Below are 13,590 nucleotides of genomic sequence, written 5' to 3' on the forward strand. Positions count from 1 at the left end.
TACATAATTTATTTCTACTCAAATGTCAATTTATAATCTTCTTCTGAAATTATTTTTGCAATTTTAGTAAATATGTAATTAAATAATATTCCTAATGCTATTGGGGCAATTACAAATACTATACTAACAATAATTACATTCATTGTTGTATATCCACCCATTAAATTCAAAGCATTAATTGGTCCTATTAAACCTGAAATACCAAATCCTGCACTCATAGGAGTTCCTTGAATATTAAATATTCCAGCTAATGCTCCTAGTACAGCAGCATTGCAAAGAATTGGTACCATCATTATAGGCTTCTTTACTAAATTCACCATTTGCATCTTAGGAGATCCTAAGAAATGTGCTATTGAAGTACCAAAAGAGTTTACTTTCCATCCACAAATAGCTAATCCAAAACCTGCTGCTACAACCCCTAAATTTGCTGCTCCTGAACCTATTCCACCAAGAGCAATTGCTGTTGCAACTGCAACTGTAGAGAATGGTGAAACTATTAAGAATGCAAAACATAAAGAAATTAATATTCCCATTAATATTGGTTGTAAAGTTGTAAATTTATTGATTATATCACCAATAAATAGTGTTATTCCTTTAACATATGGTAATGCAAAAATACCAATTCCCCCTGCAACTATTACTACTATTGCTGGAACTAGTAATATTGTATACGCCTTCAATTTATTACCTAAAAGCATTACAATTCCAACTGCTATAGCTGCTGTAATTGCAACATTAATTACATCCCCTGTTCCTGCAAAAATAAATGCACCATTTTCTCCAACACTTGCTACGCCTGATCCAACTACTGCCGCCATACCTACTGATGTGATTTGAATTGGAGTTAACTTAAATTGCATTGCAATACAAACACCTATTACCATTGGTGAAAGTCTCATTGCAAGTAAAGTTATATCAAAAATTGTTTGTGCTGGGGCAAAGTGAGGTATTATTACCTTTAATAATTCACCTAATAAAGCATTTGGTATAAGAGCTACTACTATACCAACACTTAACCCCGCTAACAGCTTGTCCATAAACTGCTTAGCTGTCATCTTTTCGTTACTCATAATTATACTCTCCTTTTGATTTTATTGTATATTAAAAAATTCATTTTAAATATACATTATATTGTTTTCTTTGTCAAATTTTAGTTATATTTTATATTTTCACCTTTTATTTACATTTAGTGGTATTAAATGTAAATTTTAAAGAGAAATTTGTATTTTATATGATTTTTTTATAAAGTTTCCCATTCGACATTTCGATATATAAATAAGAATCAATAGGAGGGTAAAAATGAAAAACTTAAAGAAATCATCAAAAATTAAAAAACCAAACAAATCAATAAAAACACAAATAATATTATTATTTTCAATTTTATTAATATCTTCACTTTTAGTTCTTACAGCTATAACAACAGTGTCGGTAAATAAGAAAATAAAAGATGACTCTCTAAATATGATGTCAGAATTGACAAAAAGAAGTGCTAGCGAATTAAATGAATATGTAAACAAATATATTATGTTATCTGAAACACTAGCATCAACTGTATCAATGTCTTCATATTCAGATATTCAAAAAAACTTAATATCTCTTAATGGATACATATCTCAATATAGCCTAGATAGAATACTAATTGCAGATAAATCTGGGAATGGATTAAATAGTGGCGGACAAACTGTTAATATTTCTGATAGAGATTATTTCAAAACAGCCATGTCTGGTACTTCAACAGTTAGTAGCCCATTAACTGATAAGACTACAGGAAAAACTTTGATGGTATATTCTGCTCCAATAAAAAATAATGGACAAATAGTAGGGGTATTATCTTTTGCCAGAGATGCTAAAGAAATATCAGATAAAATAAGCACAATAACATTTAGGAGTACAGGAAAAACATGTTTAATAGATAGTAATGGTACAACTATAGCTCATTATGAATATAAAAGAGTTCAAGAAGGAGAAAACATTATTGAAATAGCTAAAAAAAATACTTCATTAGCTGAACTTGCTAAAAGTATTGAAAAAATGAAATCCGGAGAAACTGGCTTTGATGAATATGATTTTAATGAAACTAGAAGAGTAATTTCCTATCAAAATATTCCAGAACTTAATTGGTCAGTAGGCCTTATGGTTGATAGTTCTGATCTATTTATGGTAGTAGATACAATTCTTAAAATAGTAATCACTGTGGGTATTGTATCTTTAATTATTTCAATGATACTAGCTTACAGATTCTCAAATAAACTTAGTATAAGATTAAAATCAGTTTCTAGTATAGTTTCAAATTTTGCAAAAGGTAATTTCTCACAAGTACTATCTAATGAAGAATTAAATAAAACAGATGAAATAGGAGAAATACTTTCTTCAATAGATAAATCTCAAGATTCATTAAAGGATATGATTTCGTCCATCAAAGATTCATCACATACATTAGAGGAGGAATCATTAAATCTAACTAATATGTCTGAGGATTATTTAACTTCATGTAAAAATATAATTGCTGCTACAAAGGAAAGTTCTCAAGGGACATATAGTCAAGCTAACCAACTTTCTAATATTACAGCTGATATGGATATATTTGATACTAATTTAACTTCCATAATTACATCTATTTCTAATATTAATACTATGGTAGCAAATATTAATAATAAATCTACTTCATCTAATGAAGATATAGGTGAACTAGTATTAACCATGAAATCCTTAGAAAATAATTTCAAAATATTTAGCGATACAATTTCAAGCATGAAGGAAAACATAAATAATATTACTTCAATAACAGACGTAATAAACTCTCTTTCTGAACAAACTAATCTTCTTGCTTTAAATGCTGCTATTGAAGCTTCTAGGGCAGGAGAAGCAGGAAAAGGATTTGCTGTTGTAGCTGATGAAATAAGAAAACTAGCAGAAGAAAGTAAAACTTCATCAAGAGAAATTACTTCAATAGTACAAAACGTACTTAACCAAACTTCTGTTATTGTAAAAGAAAATGATTCAATAAGCTCACTATTCCAAACTCAAATTGATGAAACAACAAAGACTATGCTTAGTTTTGATGAAATTATATCTTTAGTTCTTGAAGTATCTAAAGAAATAAATTCATTGGATAAAAATTCTGACAGCATATCTAAAAGAAAGCAAAATATAATAGAAAATATAACTAATTCTTCTGCTATTTCTGAAGAATTAAGTGCTGCTACAGAAGAAATATATGCTTCATCAAGTGAATTATCTACTTCAAGTGAAAAAGTTGCTGATTCAGCTGAACATTTAAGTACCTTAACTAAATCAATATTAGATAAACTTAGTAAGTTTAAGATAGATTAATAGAAATTCCTCTATTTAAGCTTATCAATAAAGTTAAAATTTAAATATAAATAATAAGAGTCGTAACTATAATTTGCACCTATATATTAAATATTTTTATTTAATATATAGGGCACTTTAGATATTACGACTCTTTTTAATATTATACTTCTAAATTATCTCTACTTATAGTAGTTGCAATGAAAACTAATAAACTCGATAAAAATGACTTCCAAGCTCTAACTACAGCTCTTTTATCATTAGTTTCTTTACTTGCTCTCTTCGCCTCTTCTAATCCTCTGTAATTAATATCTAAAAATATTCCTGTTGCATAAAGAAACATAGCATTAGTTATTCTTGGAAAATTCTTCGTATTAATAAATTTTTCAGATTCATTAGTATTAAATAATTGATCTGAAACTCCTGCTCTTAAACTATATAGATAATAGAGATTTAAAAGTGTGGCTAATATTATAATATACAATGTATCTATAGATAAATTCAATGTGCCTAACTGAGAAAACAACTCATCTCTATTAGGAACACTTGCATTATTCTGAGAATTATTATTTTCTGCTTCATTATTATTATTTATTTCTGCTTCATTATCATTTTTTATTTCTTCTGCTCTTTCATCTATATGTTCAAAGTATATTTTTCCATTATCTAATTTATCTTTAATATTATTCTCATTAGTACTATATTGTTTATTTCTATTTATGTTATTTTTTCTATTTCCTACTTCATCATTATTTTGCGACTTAGAAGAATTATTTTTTTCATAACTCCTTATCTCTTTTGAAGAGGAACAATGATCTTTATTCTTTTTACTATTGTAAGTATTTTTAGATTTCAATATCCCACTCCTAAAGGCATAATTATTTATAATACAAAATATGCACTTATTTATTATAGGATACTATTAATTTGATGTTATTGATTAGATACTTCTTTATCTGCAAATTGACTATTATATAATTTTTCATAGAAACCACCTTTTTTCATTAGTTCCTCATGTGTTCCTTGTTCAATTATATTACCGTCATTTATTACTAAAATTAAATCAGCACTTCTTATTGTTGATAATCTATGAGCTATTACAAAGCTAGTTCTTCCCTTCATTATATTTCTCATAGCTTTTTGAAGTAATAATTCTAACCTTGTATCTACAGAACTTGTTGCTTCATCTAATATCAATATAGCTGGATCTTTAAGTATTGCTCTAGCTATTGTTAAAAGTTGTTTTTCACCTTGTGAAATATTAGATGCCTCTTCATTTAGGAACATGTTATATCCATCAGGAAGAGTTTTTATAAAGTGATGTACATTGGCTATCTTAGCCGCTTCAACTATTTCTTCTTTTGTTGCTCCAAATCTTCCATATTCTATGTTATCATAAATAGTACCGTTAAATAGCCATGTATCTTGAAGTACCATTCCAAATATTGAACGTAGATCTTCACGTTTCATATCTCTTATATCTACGCCATCTATTTTTATTGATCCATCTTTAATTTCATAAAATCTCATTAAAAGATTAATTAATGTAGTTTTTCCAGCACCTGTTGGCCCAACTATTGCAACCATTTGGCCACTTTTAACTTCTGCACTTAAATCTTCTATTAAAATCTTATCGTCATTATATCCAAATCTTACATGTTCAAAAGTTACATTTCCTTTTGGACTTTCTAGTTTTACATTTTTTTCTATATCCTTTATTTCCTCTTCTTCATCTAAGAATTCGAATACTCTATGAGCTGCTGCTACTGCAGATTGTATTGCTGATGATAATTGAGTTACTTGTGATAATGGTTGATTTATTTGCCATATATAACGTATAAATGCTTGAAGGTTACCTACTGTTATTCCTCCTGATATTGCTGTTATAGCTCCCGTTACTCCAACTGCTGCAATTCCTAAATAACTAACAAGTCCAACCAAAGGTGACATTATACTTGATATAAATTGTGCTTTAAATCCTGTTGCCCTAAGCTCTTCATTTGCTTCCATAAACTCTTTTATGGCATCCTCTTGCTTTCCATATAGCTTAATTTCATTAAAACCTGTATACATCTCTTGCACTTTTCCATTAAGCTTACCTAAGGCTGCTTGTTGTTTATTAAATAGATTTTGTGATTTATTTACTATAATCTTTGTAATTAAAATACTTAAAGGGATTATAATAGTTGCTAAAAGTGCAAGTTTTACATTTATTGAATACATCATTATAAGCGCTAAACTCAATGATAAAAATGCATTAACTACTTGAACAAAACTTTGTTGCAACGCATTAGAAATAGTATCTACGTCATTTGTTATACGACTTAATACATCACCATAACTATTTCCATCAAAATACTTTATAGGAAGCTTACTTATCTTTTTTTGTACCGCATTTCTTATATCCTTCATTGTATTTTGAATTGCATTAGTTAATAAGAAACTAGCTATGAATGTTGATCCTGCACTACCTATATAAACGAAAAATAATATGATTAAAATCTTAATAATATAATTAAAATTAACTGAAGCTCCTTGAACACCTTTTATAATAGCTTCAAAATCCTTAGTTAATTGTGTAATAATTAACCCTTCTGTCCTTGGAGCTAATGCTGTAAATACTGCTGCTGATACTATAAATAATATCGCTCCTAAAAATGACCATTTATATTTATTTACAAAAGGAGCAATTTTCTTTACTACTGCTTTAAATCTATTCATTACGCAAGTTCCTCCTCTGTAAGTTGTGATGATGCTATTTCATGATAAATTTCACAAGTTTTAAGTAACTCTTTATGAGTTCCAATTCCTACTACTTCACCTTCATTTAATACTACTATTTTATCGGCTTCCATTATTGAACCTATTCTTTGTGCTACTATTAATACTACTGAATCTTTAGTTTCTGCTTTAAGTCTCTTTCTTAAAATAGCATCTGTTTTAAAATCTAAAGCTGAAAAGCTATCATCAAATATATAAATTTCTGGTTTTCTAACTATTGCCCTAGCTATTGAAAGCCTTTGCTTTTGTCCACCTGATACATTTGATCCACCTTCACTTATTACTTCTTCAAACTTTTTAGGTTTACGTGAAATAAAATCATAAGCTTGTGCAACTTTTGCAGAATATTCAATTTCTCCAGTATCTGCATTTCTCTTACCAAATTTAATATTACTTGCTATACTGCCTGTAAATAATAATGTCCTTTGAGGTATAAATCCAATCTTCTTACGTAATGCCTTTAAATCATAATCTCTTACATCTACTCCATCTATTTTAATACTACCTTTTGTAACATCATAAAATCTTGGAATAAGGTTTATTAATGTACTTTTTCCACTACCTGTACTTCCTATAAAGGCAATTGTTTCACCCTTTTTAGCAGTGAAAGAAATATCTTTAAGAACTGCTTCTTCTCCATTTGGATATACAAAGGATACATTATCAAATTCTACTAATCCTTTAATTTCAGTATCTTTAACTCCATTTTCTGGACTCTTTATTATAGGATCTTCATCTAATATTTCTTTAATTCTATGAGCTGAAACTTGTGCTTTAGGATACATTATAAATACCATTGAAAATAACATAATGGAAAACATAGCATGAAATAAATATTCTATAAATGCTACTAATTGTCCAACTTGAAGAGCTCCTGCATTTATCATTTTACTTGATATCCAAAATATCGCTATAATCGCTAAATTTAAAAGAAAGAAGAACATTGGCTGAGATATAGCCATAAGCTTATGAAGCTTTTTAGAAACTTGTGCATATAACTCATTAGTTTCATCAAATCTTTTGCCTTCATAATTATCATTTCCAAATGCCCTTATGACCCTTATTCCAGTTAAGTTTTCTCTTGATATTCTATTTAGCTTATCTAATCTCTTTTGTTGAGTTTCTGATAATGGCTCAGATACCTTTGCTATAATTACAACTCCTAGTATTATGAATGGAATTGTTATAGCTAGAACTACAGATAATGAAGGACTTGTTCTAAGTATCATTATTAAACTCACTGTAAACATTACAGGCGTTAATAATGCTGTTCTTAAAAGCGTATTTGTAAACTGTAAAAGGACAAATGCATCATTTGTAGTTCTTGTTATCATTGATGATACCCCAAACTTATCATACTCCGTATGTGAAAATTCTTGTGACTTTTTAAAAATATCATTTCTCATATCTCTTGTTATCCCTGTAGAAATTCTTGATGAACAAAATCCTAAAAGTATTGTTCCAAGAACTCCAATAACTGAAATAATTGAAATAATTATCCCCATTCTTTTTACATAATTAATATCGCTATTTACTATTCCTTTATCTATAACCTTTGCCATGATAGTAGGTATTCCTAATTCAACTAAAGCAAAACCAAAGACTGATATAATATTTAGCATAAGAAGCGCCTTATAATTTTTTAAATACTTTAATAATAATTTCATTGCTGCGTAATCACTCCTCTTCTTTCAATTCTTTTCAATATAAATAAAAATGAAATAATTAGACTATTACTATTATTTCATCTCTTTAAACCACATATGCAATTTTCATTACATTGTAGCATAGCTTAAAGGAAAAATCCACAAAGTTTTCCAATACACCTTACTTTCTCCTTCATTATATTTATCTTAAATAAAAAAGGCAAAGTCTTAGAAATCTATTTAATATAAAATTTATTCAATTTCAAATAGGCTTTATTTCCTTAAAAAGTTTAATCTTTTATTTTTATAAAGGGCCTCGCGAAACGCGAGCCCCTTTTAAACCATTGATTTCACTTAATTGAAAACTTTTTAAACTTAAATAGAAATTTTTATCTATTATTTGTGTATGTGAAAAAAGAGAAGTTTGAATTAGAACTTCTCTTTTTATCGGCTAATATGAAAATTTATTTTGATGTAGCCCTTTTTTAACTTTTAGCATTATAAGGTTAATGTTCTAACTAAATTCTCAACTGTTTTTTCAAGATTAATTTCTCCATTCTTAAGAGCTTCCTCTAAAGAACATACACCTCTCATGATTCCAAATATTGAGTTTATTCCTACATTATAAAGATTTTCTACACCATCTCCAACCTTACCTGCAAAGGCAATTGTTTTTACTCCATTTTTTTTAGCTACAGAAGCTACTCCCATAGGTGTTTTCCCAAATATAGTTTGACTATCTATTGCACCTTCTCCAGTAAATACAATATCTGCTCCTTTGATTTTATTTTCTAAGTCAGTATGTTTTATAATTAAATCTACCCCTCTTTTAAGTTCTCCATTAAAAAAGGCAAGTAAAGCTGCTCCAAGTCCTCCAGCTGCTCCAGCACCTTCAACATTAGCTACATCAATTCCAAGTTCCCTTTTAATTACTTCTGCATAATTATTTAATGCCTTATCTAGTTGTATAATCATTTCTTCTGTTGCACCTTTTTGTGGCCCAAATATTCTTGAAGCACCATTTTCTCCTATAAGAGGATTGTTTACATCGCAGGCAACCTCAAATGTAACGTTTTTTAATCTACTATCAAAATTAGTTAAATCTATAGCATTTAATTTAATTAATTCACTACCACCAAAATTTAACTCATTACCTTCTTTATCTAATAAATGGCCACCTAATGCTTGAATCATTCCAGCCCCACCATCATTAGTAGCGCTCCCTCCGATTCCAATTATTATATGCTTTACACCTCTATTTATGGCATCTAATACTAACTCACCTGTACCATATGTAGTTGTAATTAAAGGATTTCTCTTTTCTCTTTCAACAAGGTGAATTCCACTTGCACTTGCCATTTCAATAATTGCTTTTTCACCGTTTCCTAATATTCCATACATAGCATTTATCTTTTTATCTCCAAGAGGATCTGTGACTACTGTATTTACAATTTTTCCTCCAGTTGCCTCAACTAAGGCTTCTACAGTTCCTTCTCCACCATCTGCCATAGGAACCTTTATACATATCGCGTCTTTAATTACCTTTTTTATCCCTCTTTCCATAGCATTACAAGCCTCTTTTGATGTCATACTTTCTTTAAATGAATCTGGTGCTAATATAAACTTCATGTAATTCATCTCCATCCAACTATAATTATAATATTATACCAAATATTATTGTAGAAACTAAAGTCATTGTTAATCCGATCATTGATTCATATGGTATAAGTTTTAGTCTTTCTCCCATACTCATATTAACGCTGCCACCTGTTGCATGAAAGAAGCTTCCATGTGGTAAATGGTCTAATACTGTTGCTCCTGCATGAATCATAGCAGCTGTTCCTAGTGCTGGTACCCCTAATTCTAATATAGTGCTTCCAAAAACTGAAGTTGCTACTGCTGTTCCTGATGTTGTTGATGCTGTTGCAGCAGACATTAGTATTCCTGAAACTGGTGCTAATGCAAAGCTAGGTAAACCTAATATATTTATTCCTTCTATAATTACATCTTTTAATCCTGAATTGGATATAATTCCTGCTAAAGTTCCTGTACCTATTAATAATATTGCTACTCCACTCATTTTTCCTAAACCAAAGGTTGCATATTCATTAATGTTTTTAATTTTTCCCATTGCTATAGCTCCTACTAATCCCCCTACTGGAAGAGCTATTAATGGATCAATTTCTATCTTAGCAATTGGTCTTAACATTAGTAGAATAATAGTTACTAATGGTCCAACCAATGCTTTAAAGAAGCTTGGACTATTTTCAAATTTCTCAGAGCTATTCTCTAATTCTACTCTTGAGCCTTTATTCTTGATTTTTTGTGCAATTATACAAGTAACAATTAATCCAAAGATTGCAGGAATTATTCCCGCCATCATAACGTTAGTAAGAGAAACTCCTAAATTATCAGCCGCTGCTATTGAATTAGGATTAGGTGACATAATATTACCTGCCTTACCTCCCCCAATCATTGCTAATAAAATCGATGTTTTGCTTAATCCAATTTTTCTTGCTATGGCAAGTGCTATAGGTGATACTGTTATTACAGCTACATCTATAAAAACTCCAACCATAGTTAATACCATTGTTGCAATAGCTAAAGCTATTAAAGCTTTTGATTCCCCTATTTTTTCTACTATTGTTTCGGCTATTTTAGCTGCTGCTCCAGATTTAATTAATACACCAGCCAAAATACCAGCTGTTAAGATTCTTAAAATTGCTGGCATCATCCCCTTAGCACCATTAATCATCAATGTTACTGTTTCAACAAGAGATGCACCTCCAACTAACCCTCCTATTATTGCTCCAATTATTAAACTGTAAGCTGGATGAACCTTTTTTATTATTAATGTAATTGCTATAATTAAAGCAACTATTGCCCCTAAGGCTGTAACAGTTATATCCATTAATATCTCCCCTTCCTACTTCTCATGAATATATTCATATAATACCCCTAATAGTAAATGATTACATTGTTCAGAGACACAAACTTACAAGCTTTTTTATTGTGCACTTGAATAAATAACTTTATAATAAATATAAGCACTGGTAAGCCTATAACAATCTATTGCATTATTAAAGCATAATTCAGTTAATTCCTCTATTTTAGCTATTCTATATGCTAAAGTATTCCTATGTATATGTAAATTTTTATATGTAATTTGTTTTTCGTAATTAGACTCAACAAAAACAATAAAGGTTTCTAAAAGGTCACCTCCATGTTTTATTAATTTTTCAATTATTTCCTTATTATCTTTATTCTTAGTCATCTTATCAACTTCCGATAAGAAATTTATATCTTTTAATGAAATAATTGTTGCTTCTAAATTTAATTTATTTGCTATATTTAAAGCATTCAAAAGTTTATAAAATGATTTAGCTAATACTTCTTCTGCCTTATTATATATAACTCTTACTATTTCCTCTTTATTATCACCAATTAACTCTTCTATACGTTTTTCCATACTATCTATTTTAGATTTTAATATTAATACTAATCTATTTGAATTTATATGTATTATAAACTCATTTTTTTTAATAAAAGAATCTATAGTTTTCCTTAGAATGTCATTATTACTCCTTCTATATTCTATTAATACAATTGTTCTATTTAATTGAATATCTATTTCTACTTCTATTCCTCTTTCAATAAATTCTTTATCATAAACTTCCTTTCTATACAGCCATTCATATAAGTATTCTTCTTTTATTTTATTTTTTACTATATATTTTTGAATACTGTATTCTTGATTTATAAGAAGTTCGGATGTGACTCTTACTATTTCTCCAAAAGGCCTTACTGTTCTTGGATTACCTGTAATTCCTATAACACCAATTATTCTATTATTCAAAGTTATTGGAATATTTACTCCTGGTTTAACCCCATTGTTTTCTTTATTGACTTCTGTAGCCTTCTTTAACTTCAAAGACTCTATAGCTCCTAAATGAAGTTGTCCTATTCTTGACTCATCTCCACTCCCTATTATAACTCCGTTTTTATCCATAATATTCACATTATAAGGAATAATATCCATCATTTTATCAACAATTTTTTGTGCTAAATTTTTACTTATCATATTCTTTCACCTCTATAAATATAGCAAGTACTCAATTATACTAGTTTTTTCTTAAATAAGAGTAATATCATCATCTTATATACAATAATAAATTATATATAAAATGATGATATTACTCAATACACACATATATACTCAAATAGGTATAACAATATATAAATTACCTTGTAATCATATAAATACTTATTTTTTTATAGATATATCGGCAATATTTATATATCATAATAAAATAATTAAAAATAGAAAAATAATTTTTAAATTATTCTTATTTATACAAATTGCCTTAGCTATTTTATATTTATTATCTATAGCTAGATTTTCAAATGGATAGTTTTCAATTATATTTACTTTATGCTTATTTCCTAAACCTTCATTTATTTTTTCATAACTATATTCATTTGGAATGTGTTTTCCCGAAATTATTTCATTTTCAGTATTTAAATATGTATCTACATCATAGTCTTTAATAATTCCTTCAATTTTAAAATTTTATCACAGCTTAATGTATTTAATTTTAAATTTCCATCCTCTGTTAAAATTACTCCTCCATTTGAAGCTATTACCTTAGCGCTAACCCCTAAAGCATCTTTTATATGATCTACAAATTCCCCCTGTAGCTATACATATATTTACTCCACTATTAATAGCTTTCTTTATTGCTTCTATATTTTCATCTGTAATTTTCTTGTCATCTGTTAATAGAGTTCCATCTAAGTCTATGCATACCAACTTATAATCACTTTTCTTCATTCCTATCTCCCCCTTATTTTTTCATATAAATAAAATGATCTGTATGATTTGAAAGTTTCATACAGATCATTTTATATTATTTTACCATTCAGCTATTGTTCCATCGTAGTTTTTCCAACTAGGATTTGTCCAGTATAGTCCTTCTGAAGGTAACCTGCGAATCTCATCTAAAAATAGTATACCTCCATCGCATGCCTCAACAATTCCCATCTTATTTTCAGTAGCTCCTGTGTAAGCACCCTTGATACTAGCAAACAATTGTGATAATAGAAGATATGGATTATCTGCATAATCTGCGCAGTTAAATATTATATATTTTGCATCTTCAGAAAAATTACTTGTACTTTGTTCATGAAACTCCTTAATATCTTCTGCATTTTTATCTTTTATCTCATCTATATAATCATCTTTTTTTATATTATAAATTAACTCTTTCTTTATATTGGAAGCTGTATATCTTTCAACTTTATATACCTTTTCCTTTAAATCTTCTCATTTTAATATACCTTTTAGATTTCTTTTTCAAAAGCAATTCTTTTACTCCCATCTAATAAATAAATAACACCACAGTATTTAAAGTTATTTTTTTCTAATAACTTTTGCATAGTTAAATTATTTTCATGTGTATCGATTTTTATATTTTTTATTCCCTTTGATAAGCAAATCTCCTCGGATTTTTTAATTATTTCTGTCCCAATTCCTTTTCTATTACTATTATTAGAAGCAGCTATTCTATGGATAACAGCATATTTCCCATCTGAAAGCCATTCTCCCTCGTAAATATTGTTGTATGTCTCTTCTACATCAAAAGATAAAGAAGTAGTTCCTATAATTTCAGTATCATCTTCTAAAACATAACTAATATTGTTTCTTATATCTTTTAAAATAACTTCTTCATTTGGATATCCATTTTGCCATTGATCTACATCATTATTTTTTAAATATACTTTTGCTTCACTGATAATTTTCATTATGTTTTTTAAATCTTTTTCTGTTGATTTCCTTAATACCATTTTTTAT

At 28.4% G+C, this 13,590-nt stretch carries 10 protein-coding genes and 1 pseudogene; 1 reads left to right on the plus strand and 10 read right to left on the minus strand.

The window, feature by feature from the left end; all coding sequences use genetic code 11:
* Positions 1–14: 14 nt before the first annotated feature.
* Positions 15–1,070 carry a PTS sugar transporter subunit IIC gene (locus I2E83_RS10710; protein WP_195429749.1) on the minus strand — a complete coding sequence of 352 codons (1,056 nt, stop codon included), beginning with the start codon at positions 1,068–1,070 and terminating at the stop codon, positions 15–17.
* Between the two features lie 229 nt (positions 1,071–1,299).
* Between I2E83_RS10710 and I2E83_RS10715 the strand changes: the two genes are divergently transcribed.
* Positions 1,300–3,333 carry a methyl-accepting chemotaxis protein gene (locus tag I2E83_RS10715; RefSeq protein WP_195429750.1) on the plus strand — a complete coding sequence of 678 codons (2,034 nt, stop codon included), beginning with the start codon at positions 1,300–1,302 and terminating at the stop codon, positions 3,331–3,333.
* 142 nt (positions 3,334–3,475) lie between these two features.
* On the opposite strand, the gene I2E83_RS10720 is transcribed toward I2E83_RS10715, so the two are convergent.
* The 9 genes and pseudogenes from I2E83_RS10720 to I2E83_RS10760 all read right to left on the minus strand — a co-directional run bounded on the left by I2E83_RS10720 (position 3,476) and on the right by I2E83_RS10760 (position 13,583).
* Positions 3,476–4,168: a hypothetical protein gene (locus tag I2E83_RS10720; RefSeq protein WP_195429751.1), complete on the minus strand. Its 693-nt coding sequence runs from the start codon at positions 4,166–4,168 to the stop codon at positions 3,476–3,478.
* Between the two features lie 77 nt (positions 4,169–4,245).
* Entirely contained in the window at positions 4,246–6,033 is a 1,788-nt protein-coding gene (locus I2E83_RS10725; protein ID WP_195429752.1) for an ABC transporter ATP-binding protein, read from the minus strand.
* Positions 6,033–7,760 (minus strand): ABC transporter ATP-binding protein, encoded by a 1,728-nt coding sequence (locus tag I2E83_RS10730; protein ID WP_195429753.1) that lies wholly within the window; start codon positions 7,758–7,760, stop codon positions 6,033–6,035. The genes I2E83_RS10725 and I2E83_RS10730 overlap by 1 nt, the downstream gene beginning before the upstream one ends.
* Before the next feature lie 477 nt (positions 7,761–8,237).
* Positions 8,238–9,368, minus strand: coding sequence for a glycerate kinase (locus I2E83_RS10735; protein WP_195429754.1), 1,131 nt, complete (start codon positions 9,366–9,368; stop codon positions 8,238–8,240).
* 25 nt (positions 9,369–9,393) lie between these two features.
* Positions 9,394–10,650, minus strand: a complete 1,257-nt coding sequence (locus I2E83_RS10740; RefSeq protein ID WP_195265117.1) for a GntP family permease — start codon at positions 10,648–10,650, stop codon at positions 9,394–9,396.
* Positions 10,651–10,746: 96 nt separating this feature from the next.
* A complete protein-coding gene (locus I2E83_RS10745) occupies positions 10,747–11,820 on the minus strand; it encodes a sugar diacid recognition domain-containing protein (RefSeq protein ID WP_195265119.1) in 1,074 nt (357 codons plus the stop codon).
* 570 nt (positions 11,821–12,390) lie between these two features.
* The gene (locus I2E83_RS18045; protein WP_243249636.1) at positions 12,391–12,570 is read right to left on the minus strand and encodes an HAD hydrolase family protein; all 180 of its coding nucleotides are present in this window, start codon (positions 12,568–12,570) and stop codon (positions 12,391–12,393) included.
* Positions 12,571–12,708: 138 nt separating this feature from the next.
* A pseudogene (locus tag I2E83_RS10755) lies at positions 12,709–12,912 on the minus strand (sigma 54-interacting transcriptional regulator); the annotation flags it as partial.
* 167 nt (positions 12,913–13,079) lie between these two features.
* Positions 13,080–13,583 (minus strand): GNAT family N-acetyltransferase, encoded by a 504-nt coding sequence (locus I2E83_RS10760; RefSeq protein WP_195429755.1) that lies wholly within the window; start codon positions 13,581–13,583, stop codon positions 13,080–13,082.
* Between the last annotated feature and the right edge of the window lie 7 nt (positions 13,584–13,590).

The organism is Clostridium sp. D46t1_190503_E9, from assembly GCF_015555225.1.
Classification (GTDB): domain Bacteria; phylum Bacillota; class Clostridia; order Clostridiales; family Clostridiaceae; genus Clostridium.